18 protein-coding genes are annotated in these 21,245 nt (G+C 65.5%); 10 read left to right on the plus strand and 8 right to left on the minus strand.

Annotated features, from left to right (window positions below; all coding sequences use genetic code 11):
* Positions 1 to 11: 11 nt before the first annotated feature.
* On the minus strand, positions 12 to 893 hold the full coding sequence (locus A9O65_RS08000; RefSeq protein ID WP_139180667.1) for a polyprenyl synthetase family protein: 882 nt from the start codon (positions 891 to 893) through the stop codon (positions 12 to 14).
* Complete coding sequence (locus A9O65_RS08005) at positions 880 to 1,164, minus strand: exodeoxyribonuclease VII small subunit (RefSeq protein ID WP_064699855.1); 285 nt, start codon at positions 1,162 to 1,164, stop codon at positions 880 to 882. Before A9O65_RS08005 ends, A9O65_RS08000 begins: the two co-directional genes overlap by 14 nt.
* Positions 1,165 to 1,431: 267 nt before the next feature.
* Here A9O65_RS08005 and serA point away from each other — a divergent pair, with 267 nt between their 5' ends.
* The 3 genes from serA to A9O65_RS08020 all read left to right on the plus strand — a co-directional run bounded on the left by serA (position 1,432) and on the right by A9O65_RS08020 (position 5,848).
* Positions 1,432 to 2,682, plus strand: a complete 1,251-nt coding sequence (serA, locus tag A9O65_RS08010) for a phosphoglycerate dehydrogenase (RefSeq protein ID WP_064699856.1) — start codon at positions 1,432 to 1,434, stop codon at positions 2,680 to 2,682.
* Positions 2,683 to 3,083: 401 nt separating this feature from the next.
* Positions 3,084 to 4,439 (plus strand): 8-oxoguanine deaminase, encoded by a 1,356-nt coding sequence (locus tag A9O65_RS08015; protein ID WP_064699857.1) that lies wholly within the window; start codon positions 3,084 to 3,086, stop codon positions 4,437 to 4,439.
* A gap of 62 nt (positions 4,440 to 4,501) precedes the next feature.
* The gene (locus A9O65_RS08020; protein WP_064699858.1) at positions 4,502 to 5,848 is read left to right on the plus strand and encodes a uracil-xanthine permease family protein; all 1,347 of its coding nucleotides are present in this window, start codon (positions 4,502 to 4,504) and stop codon (positions 5,846 to 5,848) included.
* Between the two features lie 80 nt (positions 5,849 to 5,928).
* Here A9O65_RS08020 and A9O65_RS08025 read toward each other — a convergent pair whose 3' ends face one another.
* The 3 genes from A9O65_RS08025 to A9O65_RS08035 form a co-directional block, all read right to left on the minus strand.
* Positions 5,929 to 7,665, minus strand: coding sequence for an OFA family MFS transporter (locus A9O65_RS08025; protein WP_064701822.1), 1,737 nt, complete (start codon positions 7,663 to 7,665; stop codon positions 5,929 to 5,931).
* Between the two features lie 244 nt (positions 7,666 to 7,909).
* Positions 7,910 to 9,919, minus strand: coding sequence for a sensor histidine kinase (locus tag A9O65_RS08030; protein ID WP_064701823.1), 2,010 nt, complete (start codon positions 9,917 to 9,919; stop codon positions 7,910 to 7,912).
* 1 nt (position 9,920) lies between these two features.
* Complete coding sequence (locus A9O65_RS08035) at positions 9,921 to 11,300, minus strand: sigma-54-dependent transcriptional regulator (protein ID WP_064701824.1); 1,380 nt, start codon at positions 11,298 to 11,300, stop codon at positions 9,921 to 9,923.
* 174 nt (positions 11,301 to 11,474) lie between these two features.
* Here A9O65_RS08035 and A9O65_RS08040 point away from each other — a divergent pair, with 174 nt between their 5' ends.
* Positions 11,475 to 12,311 (plus strand): IclR family transcriptional regulator, encoded by an 837-nt coding sequence (locus tag A9O65_RS08040; protein WP_064701825.1) that lies wholly within the window; start codon positions 11,475 to 11,477, stop codon positions 12,309 to 12,311.
* A gap of 22 nt (positions 12,312 to 12,333) precedes the next feature.
* Here A9O65_RS08040 and A9O65_RS08045 read toward each other — a convergent pair whose 3' ends face one another.
* Positions 12,334 to 12,795 carry a MarR family winged helix-turn-helix transcriptional regulator gene (locus A9O65_RS08045; RefSeq protein WP_064701826.1) on the minus strand — a complete coding sequence of 154 codons (462 nt, stop codon included), beginning with the start codon at positions 12,793 to 12,795 and terminating at the stop codon, positions 12,334 to 12,336.
* Positions 12,796 to 12,943: 148 nt separating this feature from the next.
* Here A9O65_RS08045 and hmgA point away from each other — a divergent pair, with 148 nt between their 5' ends.
* The 4 genes from hmgA to A9O65_RS08065 all read left to right on the plus strand — a co-directional run bounded on the left by hmgA (position 12,944) and on the right by A9O65_RS08065 (position 17,389).
* On the plus strand, positions 12,944 to 14,251 hold the full coding sequence (gene hmgA, locus A9O65_RS08050) for a homogentisate 1,2-dioxygenase (protein ID WP_064699864.1): 1,308 nt from the start codon (positions 12,944 to 12,946) through the stop codon (positions 14,249 to 14,251).
* A gap of 55 nt (positions 14,252 to 14,306) precedes the next feature.
* Positions 14,307 to 15,326, plus strand: a complete 1,020-nt coding sequence (locus A9O65_RS08055) for a fumarylacetoacetate hydrolase family protein (protein ID WP_064701827.1) — start codon at positions 14,307 to 14,309, stop codon at positions 15,324 to 15,326.
* A gap of 19 nt (positions 15,327 to 15,345) precedes the next feature.
* On the plus strand, positions 15,346 to 15,990 hold the full coding sequence (gene maiA, locus A9O65_RS08060; protein WP_064699866.1) for a maleylacetoacetate isomerase: 645 nt from the start codon (positions 15,346 to 15,348) through the stop codon (positions 15,988 to 15,990).
* A gap of 181 nt (positions 15,991 to 16,171) precedes the next feature.
* The gene (locus A9O65_RS08065; protein ID WP_064700006.1) at positions 16,172 to 17,389 is read left to right on the plus strand and encodes a multidrug effflux MFS transporter; all 1,218 of its coding nucleotides are present in this window, start codon (positions 16,172 to 16,174) and stop codon (positions 17,387 to 17,389) included.
* 13 nt (positions 17,390 to 17,402) lie between these two features.
* On the opposite strand, the gene A9O65_RS08070 is transcribed toward A9O65_RS08065, so the two are convergent.
* Both A9O65_RS08070 and A9O65_RS17190 read right to left on the minus strand, forming a co-directional pair.
* Positions 17,403 to 18,272: a PhzF family phenazine biosynthesis protein gene (locus A9O65_RS08070; RefSeq protein WP_064701828.1), complete on the minus strand. Its 870-nt coding sequence runs from the start codon at positions 18,270 to 18,272 to the stop codon at positions 17,403 to 17,405.
* Between the two features lie 111 nt (positions 18,273 to 18,383).
* Positions 18,384 to 18,551 (minus strand): DUF1127 domain-containing protein, encoded by a 168-nt coding sequence (locus A9O65_RS17190; protein WP_211598228.1) that lies wholly within the window; start codon positions 18,549 to 18,551, stop codon positions 18,384 to 18,386.
* A 166-nt stretch (positions 18,552 to 18,717) separates the two neighbouring features.
* Here A9O65_RS17190 and A9O65_RS08075 point away from each other — a divergent pair, with 166 nt between their 5' ends.
* Both A9O65_RS08075 and pyrB read left to right on the plus strand, forming a co-directional pair.
* Positions 18,718 to 20,169, plus strand: coding sequence for an aminotransferase-like domain-containing protein (locus A9O65_RS08075; protein ID WP_064701829.1), 1,452 nt, complete (start codon positions 18,718 to 18,720; stop codon positions 20,167 to 20,169).
* 45 nt (positions 20,170 to 20,214) lie between these two features.
* Positions 20,215 to 21,243 carry an aspartate carbamoyltransferase gene (gene pyrB / locus A9O65_RS08080; RefSeq protein WP_064701830.1) on the plus strand — a complete coding sequence of 343 codons (1,029 nt, stop codon included), beginning with the start codon at positions 20,215 to 20,217 and terminating at the stop codon, positions 21,241 to 21,243.
* The last annotated feature ends 2 nt before the right edge of the window (positions 21,244 to 21,245 follow it).

Consider the following 21,245-nt stretch of genomic DNA (forward strand, 5'->3'; position numbering starts at 1 on the left):
GGCCCTGTGGTTCAGTGGTCACGCTCGATCATGTATCGGGCCAGGTTGGCCAGCACGCTGCCGGCCTCGCCCAGCGGCGCCAGGGCCGATACGGCCTCGTCCACCAGGGAGCGGGCCTTCTCATCGGCCCCCTCCAGCCCCAGCAGCGTGGGATAGGTCGGCTTGTCACGGGCAGCATCCGCCCCCGACGCCTTGCCGAGAACGGTCGTGTCGCCCGTCACGTCGAGCACGTCATCGCGAATCTGGAACGCCAGGCCGATGGCGGCGGCGTAGCGTTCCAGCGCATTCAGCCGCTCATCGTCCTCGCCCACTGCGGCCAAGCCGCCCAGGCGCACGGCGGCACGAATCAGCGCACCGGTCTTGTGGCGGTGCATCGTCGCCAGCGCCGTCAGGTCGGGATGGCCGCCCACGGCGTCCAGGTCCAGCGCCTGCCCTGCCGCCATGCCATCGCGTCCGGCGGCACGTGCCAGGGTTCCGACCATCGCCGGCAGGCGCGGATGCCCCGTATCGGCCAGCACCTCGAAGGCCAGGGTCTGCAACGCATCGCCGGCCAGGATGGCGGTAGCTTCGTCATAGGCGCGATGCACGGTGGGACGCCCTCGACGCACATCGTCATCGTCCATGGCCGGCAGGTCGTCGTGGACCAGGGAATAGGCGTGCACCAGCTCGACCGCCATCGCCGGCCCGTCGAGCGACGCGTCGTCAGCCCCCAGGGCGCGACCCGCGGCATAGGCCAGCACCGGCCGCAGGCGCTTGCCGCCGACCAGCACGCCATGGCGCATTGCCGCATCCAGACGCGCCGAGGGCACCGTCTCGCCACGCGCGAGCAGCGCTTCCAGGCGCTCGTCCACCCGGCGTCGATCCATGGCCATCAGGCGTTCAATGTTCACCATCGGCCTCCTCGGATGACGCGAAAGGCTTGAGATCGATGCCGCCGTCCTCGCCTTCGGTCAGCGTCCGGACCTTCAGCTCGGCCTCGTCGAGACGCCGCTGGGCATCACGGGTCAGGCGAACCCCCTGCTCGAAGGCCGTCAGCGACGCCTCCAGCGACAACTCACCGGATTCCAGTTGTTCCACCAGCGCTTCCAGCCGCTCGACAGTCGCCGCGAAATCCGCCGGCGCCGTCTCCTCGGTGTCCTGTCGCTGCTTGTCCTGTCCCGCCATGGCTACCCTCGTCGGCCATCCCACCATGAGGGCGATAGTATACACCTTCCCCCCCGGGGGTCGTCTGCCCCGCCCCTGGGCCGGCCATTGCATCATGCAGACCGCTCATGCAGACAACGCGGCATTTTCATCCGCAACGGACCTGGCTGTGGTAGGATATTGGCCCTCCTAGAGCCTGTCGCGGCCAGGGCCAAGGGCGTCTGGCAAGCTCAGGCTTCACCTGCTCAACCGCATGCGGCGCGCACCAAAGAAGGGGTTGATTCGACCATGGCCAAAACGTCCCTGGACAAGAGCAAGATCAAGATCCTGCTGCTCGAGGGCGTCCACCAGAGCGCGGTGGACAATTTCCTGAATGCCGGGTACACCAACATCGAACACCTGTCGACCTCGCTGGACGAAGAAACGCTGATCGAGAAGATCCGCGATGTCCACTTCATCGGCATCCGTTCCCGTACCCAGCTCAACGAGCGCGTCTTCGCCGCCGCCGAGAAGCTCGTGGCCGTGGGCTGTTTCTGCATCGGCACCAACCAGGTCGATCTCGATGCGGCCCTGGTGCGCGGCATCCCCGTCTTCAACGCGCCCTACTCCAACACCCGCTCGGTGGCCGAACTGGTGCTGGCCGAGGCCATCATGCTGCTGCGCGGTATCCCCGAGAAGAGCGCCAGCGCCCATCAGGGAGGTTGGCTGAAGTCAGCCAAGAATTCCCATGAGGCCCGAGGCAAGACGCTGGGCATCATCGGCTATGGCAGCATCGGCGCCCAGTTGTCGGTACTGGCCGAGGCACTGGGCTTCGATGTCATCTACTACGACGTGGTGACCAAGCTCGGCATGGGCAATGCCCGGCAGGTGGGCAGCCTCGAGGAGCTGCTGGCCCGCGCCGACATCGTCAGCCTGCACGTGCCGGACCTGCCTTCCACGCGCTGGATGATCGGCGAGGAGCAGATCGGCCTGATGAAGCCGGGCAGCATCCTGATCAATGCCTCCCGCGGCAGCGTGGTGGTGATCGAGGCGCTGGCCGAGGCCCTCCAGGCCGGCCGCCTCAACGGTGCGGCCATCGACGTCTTCCCGGTCGAGCCCAAGGGCAACAACGAAGAGTTCGTCAGCCCGCTGCGCGGCCTGAACAACGTCATCCTCACCCCGCACATCGGTGGCTCTACCCTGGAAGCCCAGGAAAACATCGGCATCGAGGTCTCCGAGAAGCTGGTGACCTTCTCCGACAACGGCACCACCATCACCTCGGTGAACTTCCCCGAAGTGGCCCTGCCGGCTCATCCGGGCAAGCACCGCCTGCTGCACATCCACGAGAACGTGCCCGGCGTGATGTCCGAGATCAACCGGGTGCTCTCCGAGGACGACATCAACATCCTCGGCCAGTACCTGCAGACCAACGAGCGCATCGGCTACGTGGTCATCGATGTGGACAAGGAATATGGCCCCCGCGCCCTGGAAGCCTTGAGCAAGGTGTCGCACACCTTGCGCGTGAGGGTGCTCTACTCGGAAACCAGCTTCGAGGGTTGAGCCGCTGCGAGCGCGGGTGCCTCTGCCGTCGCATCCGCCCGCTCAGCCTCCACCTTTCCGATCGGCCGGCGCCCTTCCGTGTTTCGCTACCGCGCCGAGCCGCACCTTTCCTCCCTTTCGTCCGCCACAGGCGGGCGAGCTGCCGGCCACTATCCTTGAGCTCGAGGATAGTGGCCCGGTGCGCCGAACGACATTCCATGATCCCTCACTCTCCGGTATGACTTGACAGTCGCACGCAGGACTCGCATTTTGTACACAATCACTACTCGTGATTGTTGAACCATGAGTACACACAAATACAAAGGCACCTGAACCAAGGCTCAGGTCGATCATGAGACTTGGGTAACCCTTTGCCACTGGCAGGGGCCGCGTGAGCGCGGGACCCGAGGAGGACTCCACTGATGACCTCGAACGAACCGACTCTCTGGATCCAGCATCCACTCGCCTGCAGCGAGACCGGCGCCGCAGGCGGCGTGGTCGTCCAGGGCTCGCGCATCGTCGAAGCGATACCGGCGGGCGGCACCCCCGAGTGCCGAGTCGACGCCACCTTCGATGCCTCCCGCCATGTCCTATTACCGGGACTGGTCAACACCCATCATCATTTCTACCAGACCCTGACCCGGGCCTATTCCCCGGCGCTGAACAAGGAACTCTTCCCCTGGCTGACCAGCCTCTACGATGTCTGGGCCAACCTCGACGAGTCGCAAATGGCCCTGGCCAGCGAGCTGGCCATGGTCGAGTTGCTGATGTCCGGCTGCACCACGGTGGCCGATCACCATTACGTGTTCTCCGGTGCCCTGACCCGGGCCATCGACGTCCAGGTGGAAACCGCCCGCCGTCTCGGCGTGCGCGCAGCCCTGACCCGCGGCTCGATGAGCGTGGGTCGCGACGACGGCGGCCTGCCGCCGCAATCGGTGGTGCAGGACGAGACCACCATCCTCGACGAGAGCGCCCGGCTGATCGACGCCTATCATGAGCGTGGCGACGGCGCCATGATCACCCTGGCACTGGCACCCTGCTCACCCTTCTCGGTCAGTCGCGAGCTGATGCAGGAGAGCGCGCGACTGGCCGAAGCCCGCGACGTGCGCCTGCACACCCATCTGGCGGAGACCGAGGACGAGACGGCTTACTGTCAACGCCTGTTCGGCATGCGCCCGCTGGACTACCTGGAAGCGACCGGCTGGCTCGGCGATCGCACCTGGCTGGCCCATGGCATCCACTTCAACGACGATGAAGTGGCACGCCTCGGTGCCGCCGGCACCGGCATCGCCCACTGCCCCTCGTCGAACATGGTGCTCGGCTCCGGCATGTGCCGCACCCTGGACCTGGAAGCCGCCGGTTGTCCGGTGGGACTGGCCGTGGACGGCTCTGCCTCCAACGATCACTCCAATCTCGCCGAGGAAATGCGCCAGGCGCTGCTGCTTGGACGGCTACGCTATTCGCCGAGCCAGGTGACCCATGACGATGTGATCCGCTGGGCCACCCGTGGCTCCGCAGGCTGCCTGGGACGTACCGACATCGGTGGCCTGGCGCCCGGCCAGCAGGCCGACCTGGCGTTGTTCTCGCTTGACGAGGCACGCTTTTCCGGTGCCGACCACCCGATCGCCGCCCTGCTGCTGTGCGGTGCCCATCGCGCGGACCGCGTGATGGTCGCCGGCCAGTGGCGGGTGACCGAGGGCCGGCCGGTGGGTGTCGATCTCGATGCCCTGCTGGCCCATCACGACGAAGCCGCCGCCGCCTTGCGACGCGCACTCTGAAAGCGCGTCGTCGCGGGACGGCTCACCAACGGGTTTCCAACAACGACAACAGGAGATACCCAATGTCGACACCCGATGCCGCCACCGAGGCTGATCAGCCGCGGGTACGCAGCACCCATGACGTCAATGCCATGCCGCCGCTGGCACGCGCTATCCCCTTGGGCATCCAGCACGTGCTGGCCATGTTCGTCAGCAACGTCACCGTCCCCATCATCATTGCCGGCGCCGCCGATCTCTCGGAGGCCCAGACCACTCTGATGATCCAGGCGGCCATGTTCGTGGCCGGGGTCGCCACCCTGGTGCAGTCGCTGGGGCTCGGCCCCATTGGCGCCCGCCTGCCTATCGTGATGGGTACCAGCTTCGGTTTCGTGCCGGTGCTGATTCCCATTGCCGTGGGCATGGGCGTCCCCGCGGCGCTCGGCGCGGCGCTGTGTGGCGGGGTCGCCATGGCACTGGTGGGCCTGTTCCTGCCCTGGGTACGCTTCCTGTTCCCACCAGTGGTGACCGGCACCTTCGTGATCATGATCGGCACCCTGCTGATGCCGGTCGGCTTCGCCTATGCCGCTGGCGGCTTCGGTGCCGAAGACTTCGGGGCTCCCCATCACCTGCTGCTGGCCGCATTGGTTCTGGTAATCATCCTGGGCCTGCACCAGTTCGGTCGGGGCATCTGGTCCGAAACCGCGCCCTTGATCGGGCTGGTCATCGGGTTCGTCATTGCCGCCGCCTTGGGCTACGTGGACTTCGGCTCGGTCGCCCAGGCGGACTGGTTCTCGCTGCCGGTGCCCCTGGCCATCGGCATCGAGTTCCACCTTGCCGCCATCGTGCCGGTAGTCCTGCTGGCGGTGGTCACCTGCGCCGAATCCATCGGCGACATCGTCGGTACCACCTCGGGCGGCATGGACCGCGAGCCGACCAAGAAGGAGCTCTCCGGCGGGGTGATGGCCGATGGCCTGGCCAGTGTCTTCGCCGCCATCTTCAACGCCTACCCGCAGATCAGCTTCAGCCAGAACGTCGGCATCGTCGCCCTGACCGGGGTCGTCAGCCGCTACGTGGTGGCCATCGGCGGGGGCTTCTTGATGCTGGCCGGCCTGCTGCCCAAGCTGGGTGGGCTGGTCTCGGGCATCCCGAATGCCGTGCTGGGCGGCACAGTGCTGATCATGTTCGGCATGATCGCCAGCGCCGGCATCAAGATGCTTTCCCATATCGACTTCAACAAGCGCAACATGGTGATCATCGGCATCTCGCTGTCGGCGGCCATCGGCCTGCCGGCTCAGGAGGGTATCTACGCCGGCTACAGCGAGAACGTACAAGCGATCATCGAGTCCGGCCTGATCCCCGGTGCGCTGTGCGCCATCGTGCTCAACCTCGTGCTGCCGCGCCAGGATCGCGTCTTCCGCGACGACGTCTGAGTGCACCTTTTCCCTCGATGCAACGGGGCCTCGCGAATGCGAGACCCCGTTTTCGTCGGTCATGCCGACTGCCTGGCGCCTTATTTCGCTGGCGCCGCCTCGGGGTGGGTATTCTCCACATGATGCCGCTCGCCCACCGGGCGGATGAACAGGTTGGCGAAGAAGGCGATCACCAGCAGCGCCGCCATGGCATACATGGTGGTGTTGTAGAGGCTGGACGTCGGATCCATCGTCCCGGGCGGCGCGATCTCCATCAGTCGCGCGATGGTGACCGTGTTCGCCTCGACCAGCGACTCCAGCTGTGCCACCGGCGCCCCGAAGGCCTCCCGGAATGCCGCCGGATCCACCTTGGCGGCCAGCTCGGTGATGGCGTTGTGGCGCGACATGTCACGCAGGAAGGTGATGGCGAAGGGGCCCAGGATACCGGCGGTCGACCAGGCCGTGAGAATGCGGCCATGGATGCCACCCACGTGCAGAGTGCCGAAGACATCGGCCAGATAGGCCGGAATGGTCGCGAAGCCTCCCCCGTACATGGTGAAGATCACCATGGTCGCCGCATAGAATCCTGCCAGATAGATGACATGCGGATTGCTGCTGACGGCCGATGCCAGGAAGGGAATCGACATGTAGAGCAGCGTGCCCAGCACGAAGAAGCAATGGTAGGTGTTCTTGCGACCGATATAGTCCGATGTCGAGGCCCAGAAAAAGCGCCCCACCATGTTGAAGACCGAAATCATGAGCACATAGGCCGAGGCGAACGACGCCGTGACGATGCCTGGCATCGTGGAGCCGAAGATCTCGGTCATCATGGTCTTGGCCACGCCGATGACACCGATCCCCGCGGTCACGTTGAAACACAGCATGATCCACATCTGCCAGAACTGTGGCGTCTTGAGGGACTGGTTGATGTGCACGTGGTTGCGGGTAATCATCACCTTGTCATCGCGCTCCTCGGGCGGCGTCCAGCCTTCCGGCTTCCAGTCGGCCGGCGGCACCCGATAGCTAAAGGAGGCCAGCATCATGATGACGAAGTAGACCACCCCCAGGGTGACGAAGGTCGCGGCGGCCCCGGTATCTCCCGTGCCCACCGCATAGACGCCGGCTTCGCCGCCACCCGGCAGTTCGGCAGCCTGGGCTGCCGAGGCGACGACCACCTCGACCTGACCATTGGCCGTCTCGGCGAAACGACGTCCTGCCTCGGTCATCAGTTCCAGCGCCTCCGCACTACCGAGGTAGGTCGGCGCCTCGGCAAAGGCGTTCAACAGATAGCCGATCAGCGGCGCACCGATCATGGCACCACCGCCGAAGCCCATGATCGCCATGCCGGTCGCCATGCCTCGACGATCGGGGAACCAGCGGATCAGGGTCGAGACGGGCGAAACATAGGCCAGGCCCAGCCCGCAGCCGCCGATGACCCCATAGCCGAGATAGATCAGCCACAGCTGATGACTGACGATGCCCACGGAACCGACCAGGAAACCACCGCCCCAGCAGAAGGCGGAGACTACACCGACCATCCGCGGCCCGACCTCCTCGAGCCACTTGCCACCGAAGGCCGCGGCGAGCCCGAGAGTGAAGATGGCCACGGAAAAGATCCAGACGACGGCGGACAGATTCCAGTCACCGGCGGCCGGCGCCACCACGCCGAGCTGTCGCGTCAAGGCCGGATTGAAGACGGACCAGGCATACACCGAGCCGATGCACAGGTGAATCGCGATGGAAGCCAGGGGCACCAGCCAGCGATTGAAACCAGGTTTGGCGACGATGTGCTCTTTCAGCAGGAAAGAGAACATGCCGCGAGAGTTGGCGTTGCTCATTGTTGTCATGTCTCCCGTGTTGACCGCGCATCCTCTTCGGAGGCGCTTTCAGGTCGTGATGCGACACGCTGTCACACCCACGGAAGAATGGGTCTCCGGCCCATCGCCGTCAAACAAAACTCTTTATTATCAACTAGATAGAAAGACATCTTGTCGTCGACACCAGGCTCTCGACGGCATTGCCGTGGTCGAATTGTCCTCGCCGCTCTACGCCATCGCGGCAGAACGGGACATTCTGACCCTTTCACTGGAAAGCCGGTATCCAGGCGGTGAACCGGCTGCCGGCACCCTCCTCGCTGGTCGCCTCGATCCAGCCCCCGGCACGGGCCACGAGCGTCTGGCTGATCGACAGACCGAGTCCCGTCCCCTGGGCGCGCTTGGTGGTGAAGAAGGGATCGAAGATGCGCTTGAGCACCTCGGGCGCCATCCCTCGTCCGGTATCCGTGACGATGATCGCCACGCCCGCCATCCCTTCGGCCTCGCGATCCTCGGTCTCCAAGGTCAGGGTGCCGCCCTCGGGCATGGCATGGATGGCATTCACCACCAGGTTGATGATGACCTGCTGCAGCTCGGTGCGCTCCACCAGAATGGTCGCCGTGCTGCGGTCATCCCGCTTGAGGGTGACGTCGGCCTTGCTCGACAGGTGGCGCGTCAGTACCAGGCAATCATCGATCACCTCGGCGGGCACCAAGCGATTGGCCGATCCCGAGAAGTCGCCGGGCCGAGCGAACTGCAACAGCTTGGTGACGATCGCCGAGATGCGATGCACCTGATCGTCGATCAGATCGAACTCGGTGGCGACCTCATCGGCCCGCGCGCCGAGCGTCTGGCGGGCTACATCCAGATTACCCTGGATGACCGCCACGGGGTTGTTGATCTCATGGGCGACGCCGGCGGTGATCTCGCCGACCGCAGCGAGCTTCTCCGACATCACAAGCTGCTCGGTGGTGCGCTCCAGGCGTCGATTGGCTTCCTGGAGATCCCGAGTGCGCTCCGCGACCTTGTCGTTCAGTTCGCTTGCCCAGCCCCGCAGGCGACGATCCCGCTCCTGAACCTGATCAAGCAGATCATCGAGATGGCGGGCCACGCGGCTGATCTCGCCACGGCCGCCGCCCGTGCCGATGCGCGCCCCGAGATCCCCCGCCTCGACGCGACCGATGGTGTCGTTCATGCGCTCCAGAGGGCGAAAGATGCGCCGCGCCCAGCGCAGGAAGATCGGCACCGAGAGCACGGCGATCGCCAGGAAGATCGTCGCGATGAGCAACAAACTGTCGATGCGCGCCTCGCGAAACGGCGTCTCGAGGAAGCCGACATAGAGCATCCCGACGCGTTCGCCACGGCTATCGACGATGGGTTCGTAGGCGGAGATGTACCAGTCGTTGACCACGAAGGCACGATCGAGCCAGACCTCGCCCCGCTCCAGCACCTGCGACCGAACCTCCGCCGAGACTCGGGTACCGAGCGCGCGTTCGCCTTCGAACAGTCGCACATTGGTCGAGACGCGGACGTCGTCGAGGAACAGGGTCGCCGTGCCCTGGCTGCCCTCGGGCAGGCTACGATCGCGATAGACCAGGCCATTGATCGTATCGATGAAATCGAGATTGCGATTGAGCAGCCGCCCTCCGACCAGGGCTGCGCGCTGACCGCCCGGCAACCGGACCGGTGCCGCCGCATGCAGCACCATGCCGTCCTCGACCACGTCCCGGGAAGTAGGCTTCGCCGCACGGGTCGGCACGAGCGGTACTCTCGCCCGCTCGGCCAAGGCTGGCGACAAGGCCGCCAATTGCTCATGGTCGAAGACATCGACCGCACTGCGCGTGGCGCCATCGAGCGCCGCACGCACCACCGGCCAGTCGCAAGCCGACACGTCCGCCCCGACGGGCGTGTCGGATGGAATGATGCGCCCGCTGCGCGTGACCACGTAAAGGAAGTCGAACCCGAGCGCGCGGCGGCGCCGCTCGAGGAAGTCCGACGCCGTGCCGGTGTCGGGCCGTGCCATGCCCTCGGCGAAGGCGACGGACGCCCCCAGCGCCTCGATGCGGTCCCCCGAGTTCTCGCGCAGTCGCGCCATGTACTGGTGGGCAATGGTCAGGTCACCATTGACCTTCACCGTCAGCAGATCATCCACCTTGCCGGACCAGCGCCATACGGTCATGCCCAGCAACAGCGGCAACAACACCAGCATCGGCAGCAGGGCAATGACCAGCAGCCGCACGCGCACCGAACGCGCCCAGGATGGCAGCCCCCGCTTCATGTCAGATGCCCCAGGCGGCGCACTTGCGGTCCACCGTCTTGCGCGAGACGCCCAACCGCCGGGCCGCCTCGGCCCGGTTGCCATGGGTCGCCTCCAGGGCATCGAGGATCTGGCGTCGTTCAACGACCTCCAGCGTCTCGATCTCGGTCTCGGGCGGCGGCGCCAGCGTCTCGAGCGGGAAACGGCCGAAGATCAAGGAACGCTCGATGAAGTTCAGCAGCTCCCGAATGTTGCCCGGCCAGCGATGGCGCAGGATAGCCGCCCGCGTGGTGGCATCGATCTCCAGTCGCGCCAGCCCCAGCTGGCGGGCGATCTCGGACATGAACAGCTCGGCCAGCGCCAGGGTATCCGCGCCACGACGGCGCAACGGTGGCATCTTGATCTCGATGACATTGACCCGGAAATAGAGATCTTCCCGGAAACGTCCCGCCGCGACCTCCTGGGCCAGATCCTTGGACGTCGCGCACACGAAGCGCAAATCCAGCGGCACTTCCTGCTCGCCTCCCACCGGTCGCACGGTGCGATCCTCGAGCACCCGCGTCAGCGCCAGCTGCGCGGCGGCCGACAACTCCCCGATCTCGTCGAGAAAGACCGTGCCACCCTGGGCGGAAACCAGCAGCCCCTCGCGATGCCCCTCGGCACCGGCGAAGGCATTGCGCGTATGACCGAACAGCTCGATTTCCAGCATGTCGGCGGGAATCGCCGCGCAATTCACCGCCACGAAGGGGTGCGACTCCCGCTCCGAAGCCGCATGCAGATGCCGCGCCGCGACTTCCTTGCCCGTCCCGGATTCACCGCACACCAGGATCGGCGTCGGCATGTTGACCACCCGCTCCAGGGTTCGGCGCACCTCCTCGATTTCCTCGGAATCGCCGATGAGTTCACTACGGCGCCGTCGCCAGATATCGACACTCTGCAACTCGTGGCGCAGCAGGGCGTTCTCCCGCTTGAGCTGGCCAAGCTCGATGCAGCGACGCACGGCGTTCAGCACCTGGTTGGCACGCACCGGCTTGAGAATGAAGTCCCGGGCGCCGGCACGCATGGCCTCGATGGCGGTATCCAGGTCGGCATAGGCCGTGACGACGATGGTGTCGGCGATGCTCCCCTGACGATACCGTTCGGCCAGCCATTCGATGCCGTTGCGTCCGGGCATGACATTGTCGAGCAGCACGACGTCGATGCTCATCTGACGCATCAGGGCCTCGGCCTGCTCGATGTCCTCGGCCTCGACGACCTCCCGGCAATAGAGACGCAACGTCTTCACCAGGAAATTGCGCATGCCTGGCTCGTCATCGATCACCAGCACGGCAGCCCGGGCCAGCAGCCCGGTCAACTCGTCGCGGCGCGCTTCATCTCCATGTTCTTGATCTTGTTCTGGCATCGCCACACTCCCCCGATAACGACGCGACCCTTCGATGATACGTCAACCGCATGGTCGAACGGGTGCCTCTTCCACCAAAGATGAGTCTGGAAACCATTTCCGAAAGCAAGACAGAATGGCAACGACACGGTATGCTGATGCTTCAACAGCGACAGCAATCCGGGAGACGACGAGGTGAGCGAAGGCAGGCGCAGAACAGCGGGACGACCGGCAACCGGCAAGAGCAGTGGAGGACACAGCCAATCGCTGGTGCGTGGACTCAATCTGCTCGAACGCCTGGCGGGCAGCCCCAGCGGCCTGGCCCTGTCCGAGATCGCCGAGCAAGCGGAGCTCGCGCCATCGACGACCCACAGGTTGTTGCAGGCGCTGCAGAGTCAGGGCTATGTCACCCAGGACAACGAGCTCGGGGTGTGGAAGATCGACGTCAAGACCTTCCGCATCGGCAACAGCTTCCTCGAAGCACGTGACTTCGTCGGCACCAGTCGCCCGTTCCTGCGCCGACTGACCACCCAGACCGGCGAAACCGCCAATCTCGGGGTGCGCGATGGCAGCACGGCGGTCTTTCTCGCCCAGAGCGAGTCACCGCAGATGATGCGCATGATCACGCGTCTCGGCTCCCGCGCGCCCTTGCATGCCTCCGGTGTCGGCAAGGCCTTGATGGCCTGGCTGCCGGACGACGAGTTCGAGCGCATCCTCGACGAACGGGGGCTGGCACGGGTCACCAACAATACCCTGCACGACCCCGCGGCACTGCGCGAGAGCATGGCCGAGATCCGCGAACGGGGCTATGCCTGCGACCGCGAGGAGCATGCCGTTGGCCTGCACTGTGTGGCCGCCTGCATCCACGACGAGCACGGCATCCCGCTGGCCGCCATCTCCGTTTCCGGCCCGGTGGCCCGGATCCCCGAACCCCGGCTGCTGGAACTCGGCGAGCTGGTTCGCGATGCCGCCGGCGATATCACCGCCCGCCTCGGCGGCCGCGTGCCCGCTCCGAACGAAGCCCCGGCCTGACACACCGGGACTCCCGGAGCCCCTATCTCGCGTCGTCGCGAAGCTGCCGCTCGAGCCGTGCCATCATATCGAGCAGCCGGTGGTATTCCTCCGTCGTCAGCGGTGCCACCAGCTCCGCCTCCCATGCCCTGACCTGCGGGACCAGCTCCACCATCAGCGCCTGGCCAGTCTCGGTCAGGCGCAGGTCGTGCAGTCGCTGGTCCCTGGGCGACGGGCGTCGAACGATCAAGCCACGCCCCTCGAGCACCTGAACGGCCCTCGACACCCGCGCCTTGTCCATGCGCGTCGCCGCACGGATCTGCTTGGCGGTCAGCTCGTGGCGATGATGCAGCCAGGCCAGCACCCGCCATTGCGCTACATTCAGGCCGTAATGGGTTTCATAGAGCTGAGCCAGGGCCTCGCTGACGCGATCCGCCAGTCGATCCAGTCGATAGGGCAGGAAGTGATCGAGATCGAAGTCCGTCGGCGGCATTTCGGTGGTCATGGGTCACCCGGGCACCTTGTTCAGGCAGATACGTCGTTCAGGCAGATGCGTCGGATAGCGCTCGCCAGATAGTTGCACATGAAACCATATAGGACTAGCATCCTCCATATAGTTTCATTTGAAACCATATGCCGAGAGGTCGCCCAGAATGACAATATCACTCGACTATCAGCCGGGCTTTCGCAACCACTTCACCACCGAAGCCCTGCCAGGCGCGCTGCCCGACGGACAGAATTCGCCCCAGCGCTGCCCCTACGGCCTCTATGCCGAACAGCTCTCCGGTTCGGCCTTCACCGCCCCGCGCCATCACAACCTGCGCAGCTGGCTGTATCGCATTCGCCCCTCGGTGGTACAGAGTGGCTACGAGCCGTTGGAAGTGGGCAAGGTGGCAACTTCCCCTCTGGACAATCCCGCCGCCGACCCCAATCAGATGCGCTGGGATCCCGCACCGCTACCCGAGGCCCCCACCGACTTCATCGATGGGCTGCTGACCGTGGCCGTCAACGGCGATGCCGACGCGCAGCGCGGCTGTGGCGTGCATGTCTACGCCTTCAACCGCGACATGGTCGAGCGCTTCTTCTACAACGCCGACGGCGAACTATTGGTCGTTCCGCAACAGGGTGGCCTGCGCCTGCGCACCGAACTGGGGGAACTCGACGTCACCGGCGGCGAGATCGCCGTGATCCCGCGCGGCGTCAAGTTCCAGGTTCGCCTCGCCGAAGGCAGCGATACCGCCCGCGGCTATATCTGCGAGAACTATGGCATGCCCCTGGAACTGCCGGGCCTCGGCCCCATCGGCGCCAACGGCCTGGCCAACCCGCGTGACTTCGAAAGCCCGGTGGCCGCCTATGAGGATCGCGAGGGCGACATCGAGCTGGTGGCCAAGTTCTCCGGCCGCTTCTGGGCCACCCGCCTGGATCACTCGCCCCTGGATGTGGTGGCCTGGCATGGCAACTACGCGCCCTACAAGTACGACCTGGCGCGTTTCAACACCATCAACACGGTGAGCTTCGATCACCCCGACCCCTCGATCTTCACGGTACTGACCTCGCCGTCGGACACGCCCGGCATGGCCAATATCGATTTCGTCATCTTTCCACCACGCTGGATGGTCGCCGAGCACACCTTCCGGCCGCCCTGGTTCCACCGCAACCTGATGAGCGAGTTCATGGGGCTGATCCACGGCACCTACGACGCCAAGGCCGAAGGCTTTCGACCCGGCGGCGCCAGCCTGCACAACTGCATGTCGCCCCACGGCCCGGATGCCGAGACGTTCGAGAAGGCCTCGACAGCGGAATTGACCCCACAATATCTCGGCAACACCCTGGCCTTCATGTTCGAGAGCCGTTATGTCTTCCACCCCACCGACGCCGCTCTCGACGCCGACTTCCGTCAACGCGACTACGTCGATGTCTGGTCGACCCTGCGCTCGCACTTCGACCCGGCTACGCGCTAAGCACACAAGATACGCCGGACGACAAGTACCCTCTGATACGTACAGGAATGACATCATGAAACTCGCCACCCTGAACACTGGCCGCGACGGCGAACTGATCGCGGTCTCGCGCGACCTGAGCCGCGCCGTGCGCGCCACCGACATCGCCCCGACCCTGCAAGCCGCCATCGAGAACTGGGATACGCTGGCACCGCGCCTTGAGCAGCGCTATGCCCAGCTCAACGATGGTCAGACCGAAGGTGCCTTCGAGCTCGACCAGACCACCCTGCATTCCCCCTTGCCGCGTACCTACAACTGGGCCGACGGCTCGGCCTATCTCAACCACGTCCAGCTGGTGCGCCAGGCACGGGGCGCCGAGATGCCGGAAACCTTCTGGACCGACCCGCTGATGTACCAAGGCGGCGGCGACCGTTTCATCGCCCCCACCGAGGACATTGAGGCAGTCAGCGAGGAACACGGCATCGACTTCGAGGGCGAGCTTGCCGTGATCACCGACGACGTGCCCATGGGCGTCGGCGCCGAGACCGCCGCCGACCACATCAAGCTGGTGATGCTGGTCAACGACGTCAGCCTGCGCGGCTTGATCCCAGGCGAGCTGGCCAAGGGTTTCGGCTTCTTCCAGGCCAAGCCAGCTTCCAGTTTTTCACCGGTCTGCGTGACGCCGGACGAACTGGGCGACGCCTGGCGTGACGGCCGCGTCCACCTGCCGCTCACCGTGCACCTCAACGGCGACAAGTTCGGCGAACCCGAGGCCGGCCCCGACATGATCTTCGGCTTTCCCGAGCTGGTGGCCCACGCCGCCCGCACGCGCCACCTGGGTGCCGGCGCCGTCATCGGCTCGGGCACCGTCTCCAACCCGGACGCCGATGGCGGCCCCGGCAAGCCAGTCGCGGACGGCGGAGTGGGCTACAGTTGTCTGGCCGAGGTACGCATGGTCGAGAAGATCCTCCACGGCGACAGCAAGACGCCCTTCATGCGCTTCGGCGACCGGGTGCGCATCGAGATGTTCGACCGTGACGGCCAGAGTATCTTCGGCGCCATCGACCAACAGGTCGTGAAGTATCAACCCCAATGAATCTCGAGGAGGCAGGCAAATGACGACACTCTACGGCTATTTCCGTTCGTCGGCCGCCTACCGGGTACGCATCGCGCTGAACCTGAAGAACCTGACCTATGACCAGGCCCCGATCAACCTGGTCAAGGGCGAACAGCGTGACGACGCCTTTCTCACCCACAACCCACAGGGCCTGGTCCCGATGCTGATGACCGACAACGGGATTCGGCTGACCCAGTCGCTGGCGATCTGCGAGTACCTGGACGAGCGCTACCCGGAGCCGGCTCTGCTGCCCATCGAGCTCGAGGCCCGCGCCCGGGTTCGGGCGCTGTCTCAGGCAGTGGCCTGCGAGATCCACCCGCTGAATAACCTGCGAGTGCTCAAGTACCTGGTGAATGAGCTCGAGGTCGACGACGACGCCAAGTTCGCCTGGTATCGCCACTGGATCCATCAGGGCTTCGCCGCCCTGGAGACCATGCTCAGCCGGGAGGCCGGCAGTGGCGACTTCTGCCATGGCGATGCGCCGACCCTGGCCGATGTCTGCCTGGTACCCCAGGTCTTCAACGCCGAACGCTTCGAGTGCGATCTCTCGGCCTACCCGCGGATTCGGCGCATCACCGAGAACGCTCGCGCCCTGGACGCCTTCCGGCTCGCCGCCCCCGGCGAGCAGCCAGATGCAAACTGAGTTATAATGAGCGGTCTAAGAAAGCTCGTCACCCTCGCCGCACCCCGGCGGTAAGGGTGGCGAGCCCGCGATGGCTCGATCCATCCGGCGCCTCAGGGCGTCCACGACGATAGGCGGGCACGGCACAAGCCGGCCCGCCTGTCGCGTCCCTGACGATCCCCTTTCACCCATGGAGCAGCATGTGCTGAGGCTGACCTCGACCGCGACCGTAGCGCTACTGGCCACCCTGACCGCACTGGGCCCCTTGGCCACCGACATGTACCTGCCCGCCATGCCCAGCATGGCCGAGGCGTTGTCGACCGGACCCGACGAGATCCAGTTGACGCTGAGCCTCTACATGGCCGGCTTCGCCCTGGCCCAGCTGTTCTGCGGCCCGATCTCCGACCGCTTCGGGCGCCGTCCGGTGATGATCGCGGGATTCGCCCTGTTCCTGTTCGCCAGCCTGTTGTGCATGCTGGCCAGCAATATCGAAACCCTGCTCGTCGGCCGCTTCCTGCAGGCATTCGGGGGCGCCACCGGGCCGGTACTGGCCCGCGCCGCGGTACGCGACATCTTCGGTCCCATCGAGGCCAGCCGCGTGCTCTCCTACATGGCCAGCACCATGGCGCTGGCACCGGCATTGGCGCCGGTCATCGGTGCCGGCCTACTGCTGTTCTTCGGCTGGCAGGCCATCTTCACACTGCTGGCACTGTACGCCGTGGCCATGCTGCTGTTGCTGGTGTTCGCGATGCCCGAACCACTCCCCATCGAGCGGCGCCAGTCGATCCAGCCCAGCGTGATCCTGGCCAACTTCCGCATGCTGCTGACCCAACGCACCTTCATCGGCTATACCCTGACCAATGCCACCGGATTTGCCGGTTTGTTCGCCTTTCTCTCCGGCTCGTCCTTCGTACTGATCGACTTCATGGGATTGACGCCCTTCGAGTACGGCATCGGCTTCATGCTGATCGTCGCGGGCTTCTTCGTCGGCTCATTGGTCAGCGGCCGCTACAGTCATCGCCTGGGGCGCGACCGCCTGCTGCAATACGCCACCCTGATGTGCGCCCTGGCCGGCACCACCATGGCCGGCCTGGCCTTCGCCGGCGTCTATACCGCCTGGGCGGTCATCGGCCCGCACATCCTGTTTCTCGTCGGCTTCGGCATCCTGATGCCCCAGAGCATGGCGGGAGCCCTCGCGCCCAACCCCCAATGCGCCGGCTCGGCCTCCTCGCTGTTCGGCTTTCTGCAGATGACCGTGGCGGCACTGATCGGCGCCCTGGTCGGCCAGTTCCATGACGGCACCTCCCATGCCATGGCCCTGACGATCGGTCTGGCCGGCGTGCTCTCGATGGTCAGTTTCTGGTCTCTGGCTCGGCCCGCCTCACGGCAGGCCGAAGCCCGCCCCTCGCTGGCGAAGTGAGAAAACTGCCAACTCAGTCCCGTGGGTAGAAGGCACCCTCACCGACGAGACAGGCTTGCCCGGCAACCTCGACCCGGACCTGTTCGCCGTCGCGTCGGGCCCTGGCGATGATCTCGCTGGGGCGCCCCATGTCCACACCCTGGCGAATGCGCCACTGGCGGTCGTCGAGCCGATCCCGGGTTCCCAGGTAGCCGGCCAGCGCCGATGCCGCGCTGCCGGTGGCCGGGTCTTCCTTCAGCCCGGCGAACTCGCGAATGAAGGTGCGTGTTGCCAGTGATTCGCCGTTCTCCACATACAGATAGACCTGGTCGACCCCGCTGGGCGAGACATGCAGCGTCCACTGCCCGACGTCCGGCATTACCTTCGCCAACGAGGCCTCGCTATCCAGGGGGATGAGGTGGAACGGCAACCCGCAGGAGGCCTGGACCGGGTCGCCGGCGATCGCCGGCGCCTCAAGCCCGAGCAACGTGGCGGCGGCAGCACGCCCCAGCGAACTCGCACCGACCTCGACCGGCACGGCGGTGGTGAAACGCGCCAGCTCCCCCTCGAAACGGACCTCCAGCGGCCCGACCGGCGCCCTCAGTATCAACGGCTGCGCGGTATCCACCAACCCCTGGGCGGCCAGCAGGTGCGCCGTGCCGATGGTCGGATGGCCGGCGAACGGCAGTTCGCGGCTCGGTGTGAAGATACGTATCGGAAAGTCGTTCTCTGCCTGCTGCGCTCCCACGAAGACCGTTTCCGCCAGGTTGAGCTCATTGGCGAACGCCTGCATGTCCGAGGCCTCCATGCCCTCGGCATCGAGGAACACGGCCAGCGGATTGCCCGCCAGCGGTGTATCGGTGAACACATCCAGCAGGTAGTAACGCGAGAGTGGACTGGGCATGGAACCTCCTGTATCGAATTGTCGTGTTTCCCTCGAAGCCACCATATCGGCCCCGAATCTTCCAGCATAGGGCGCTTCAGCATAGAGGCCATGGCGCGATTCTGCCGATGTTCAACGTCGCCAGAACGGCTTGCGAGCCTCACGTTCGGCCCGAACCGCACTGATGCCGACATCGTCGAGAAGCCGCGCATCGAGGTCACGCAGCCGGCGGCGGGTGTGATGACGCTGCCACTGGCGCTGCCAGGCCAGCCACCAGTTCGCCAAACGAGCACGCATCATGGCCGGACTCCTGTCGTTGCCCTTCGAGGTGTCTCGACAGGTTAGGCTCGACATCATGCGCGATACAGATTCAGAATCACTCTTTATATAGGGTACAGTTGCATGATCACTCCACCTGTACCGAGCGCTTTTCACTCATCTGTACCGCTTCTACCAGGGCTTCGCGATGACAGCCTCGACACGCTACGACGACATCGCCGACCTTCTCGCCCGCCGCATCGCTCAGGGCACCTATAAAGTCGGTGATCGCCTTCCGTCGATTCGCGAGCTGTGTCGCGAACAGGGCATCAGTGTCACCACCGCACAGAGCGCCTATGCGCGACTGGAAGAAATGGGACTCGCCGCCGCACGCCCCCGCTCCGGTCATTATGTGCTGCCGCGCCCCCGGCTTCGGGATCTGCCGACGGTATCCCGTCCCGCCCAGCGGCCTCTCGAGGTCGCACAATGGGATCAGGTGCTGGCCATGGTCGGCTCCGCACCGAGCGCCGATCAGCCTCGGCGCCTGGGGGCCGGAACGCCCGCCCTGGACGCCGCGACCCTCAAACCGCTCGGTCGTCTGCTATCCGGTCTGCACCGTGATCCGGACCCTCGTGACCTCGGCTACGACAGCCTGGCCGGCCACCCGCCGCTGCGTCAGCAGGTGGCGCGCCTGGCCACGGCATCTGGCTGCCTGCTGCATCCCGACGACGTGGTCATCACCACCGGTTGCCAGGAAGCCCTGGCCATCGCGTTGCGCATGCTCGCCGCCCCCGGCGACGTGGTAGCCGTGGACTCGCCCAGCTTCTACGGCGCTATGCAGATTCTCGAGGCGCACGGGCTCAAGGTAATGGAGATCCCCACCGACCCGCGCCGCGGCATCAGCCTCGAGGCACTGGAGCTGGCGCTGGATCAGTGGCCGATCCGAGCCATCCAGGTCACGCCGACCTGCAACAATCCGCTCGGCTACACCATGCCCGAGTCACGCAAGCGTGAGCTGGTCAGACTGGCCCGACGCTACGATGTGGCCATCATCGAGGACGATATCTATGGCGACCTGGCCTTCGAGTCGCCCCGCCCCAAGGCCATCAAGGCCTTCGACGACGAGGGACGGGTGCTGCTGTGCAGTGGCGTATCGAAGAGCCTAATGCCGGGCCTGCGGGTCGGCTGGATCGCACCGGGGCGATACCGCGACCGCGCCCTGCACGAGAAATACGTCTCCACCGGGGCCTCGGCGACCCAGCCCCAGCGCGCCGTCGCCACTTTCATCGAGAAGGGCCATTACCAGCGCCATCTACGCGAGATCAACCGACGCTACCAACGCCAGCGCGACATCATGATCGACTGGGTCGGCGACTACTTCCCCACTGGCACGCGTATCAGCCAGCCCCAGGGCGGCTTCCTGCTGTGGGTGGAGCTGGCCAATACGATCGACACGCCGTCTCTCAACGAGCGCCTCGCCATCGAACGCCTGCACGTGGCGCCGGGGCCAATGTTCTCCGCCTCGGGCAAGTATCGCCACTGTCTGCGCCTCAATTACGCCGAGCGGCCCACGATGGCGCTCGAGGCCGCGATTCGCCGCGTCGGCGAGCTCGCCGAGGAAATGCAAGGGCACCAAACCCGTGAAGCGACCCTGCCGTGACGTTACACTAGGCCCGCCATCTCCACCGCCAGCCGAGGCCCGCGCATGAGTTCTCACCTGCTCTCCGTCGATTCCCTGTCCCGCGACGATGTCGATTACCTGATACGCGTGGCGGCGCGCATGGAACCGATTGCCCAACGCCGCAAGGTTACCCGCGTGCTGGAAGGCGCGGTCCTCGGCAACCTGTTCTTCGAGGCCAGCACCCGCACTCGGGTCAGCTTCCACGCGGCCTTCTGTCGGCTGGGCGGCAGCGTCTGCGACACTACCGGCTTCACTTTCTCTTCCATGGCGAAGGGCGAGTCGCTCTACGACACCAGCCGGGTGATGAGCGGCTACTGCGACGCCATCGTGATGCGCCACCCGGAGCAGGGCTCGGTGGCCGAATTCGCCCAGGCCACCAATGTCCCGGTGATCAACGGCGGCGACGGTCCCGGCGAGCACCCCAGCCAGGCCCTGCTCGATATCTACACCATCGACAAGGAATTCGCCCGACGCGGCAAGCAGCTGGCCGGCGCTCATATCCTGCTCACCGGCGACCTCAAGTTCGGCCGCACCGTGCATTCGCTGATCAAGCTGCTGTCGCTCTACGCGCCGATGCGGATCACGCTGGTCTCGCCGCCGGGGCTGGAAATGCCGCAGCACCTGGTCGAGCTGGTCGCCTCGCGCGGCCACCGCGTCGAGACCCGCGAGCATCTGGCCGCCGACTTCTCGGATGTGGACGTGGTCTACACCACACGCATCCAGAAGGAACGCTTCACCGCCGAGATGAGCGAGGGCTTCAGCCTCTCGCGCGACTACACCGTGGACAAGGCCTTCATGGACCAGCGTGTCAACGACCACGCCATTGTCATGCATCCGCTGCCGCGCGACAGTCGCCCCGACGCCAACGACCTGGACGTGGACCTCAATGGCGACCCGCGCCTGGCGATCTTCCGTCAGACCGACAACGGCATCCCCATGCGCATGGCGATCTTCGCGACCCTGCTCCAGGTCGAGGATCTGATCGAGAAGGACCTGCGCGACGTGCCCTGGTTCGTGCCGAAGACCCTCGGCGTCGACGACGTCGAGCGCTGAAG

The sequence above is a fragment of the Halomonas caseinilytica genome (assembly GCF_001662305.1).
Lineage (GTDB): Bacteria > Pseudomonadota > Gammaproteobacteria > Pseudomonadales > Halomonadaceae > Halomonas > Halomonas caseinilytica.

Coding starts and splice junctions, on each gene's coding strand:
- serA (WP_064699856.1), top strand. CDS start 1,432: ATGGCCAAAACGTCCCTGGACAAGAGCAAGATCAAGATCCTGCTGCTC.
- A9O65_RS17190 (WP_211598228.1), bottom strand. CDS start 18,551: ATGATGCGTGCTCGTTTGGCGAACTGGTGGCTGGCCTGGCAGCGCCAG.
- A9O65_RS08070 (WP_064701828.1), bottom strand. CDS start 18,272: ATGCCCAGTCCACTCTCGCGTTACTACCTGCTGGATGTGTTCACCGAT.
- A9O65_RS08025 (WP_064701822.1), bottom strand. CDS start 7,665: ATGAGCAACGCCAACTCTCGCGGCATGTTCTCTTTCCTGCTGAAAGAG.
- A9O65_RS08075 (WP_064701829.1), top strand. CDS start 18,718: ATGACAGCCTCGACACGCTACGACGACATCGCCGACCTTCTCGCCCGC.
- pyrB (WP_064701830.1), top strand. CDS start 20,215: ATGAGTTCTCACCTGCTCTCCGTCGATTCCCTGTCCCGCGACGATGTC.
- A9O65_RS08005 (WP_064699855.1), bottom strand. CDS start 1,164: ATGGCGGGACAGGACAAGCAGCGACAGGACACCGAGGAGACGGCGCCG.
- maiA (WP_064699866.1), top strand. CDS start 15,346: ATGACGACACTCTACGGCTATTTCCGTTCGTCGGCCGCCTACCGGGTA.
- A9O65_RS08035 (WP_064701824.1), bottom strand. CDS start 11,300: ATGCCAGAACAAGATCAAGAACATGGAGATGAAGCGCGCCGCGACGAG.
- hmgA (WP_064699864.1), top strand. CDS start 12,944: ATGACAATATCACTCGACTATCAGCCGGGCTTTCGCAACCACTTCACC.
- A9O65_RS08000 (WP_139180667.1), bottom strand. CDS start 893: ATGGTGAACATTGAACGCCTGATGGCCATGGATCGACGCCGGGTGGAC.
- A9O65_RS08030 (WP_064701823.1), bottom strand. CDS start 9,919: ATGAAGCGGGGGCTGCCATCCTGGGCGCGTTCGGTGCGCGTGCGGCTG.
- A9O65_RS08015 (WP_064699857.1), top strand. CDS start 3,084: ATGACCTCGAACGAACCGACTCTCTGGATCCAGCATCCACTCGCCTGC.
- A9O65_RS08020 (WP_064699858.1), top strand. CDS start 4,502: ATGTCGACACCCGATGCCGCCACCGAGGCTGATCAGCCGCGGGTACGC.
- A9O65_RS08055 (WP_064701827.1), top strand. CDS start 14,307: ATGAAACTCGCCACCCTGAACACTGGCCGCGACGGCGAACTGATCGCG.
- A9O65_RS08045 (WP_064701826.1), bottom strand. CDS start 12,795: ATGACCACCGAAATGCCGCCGACGGACTTCGATCTCGATCACTTCCTG.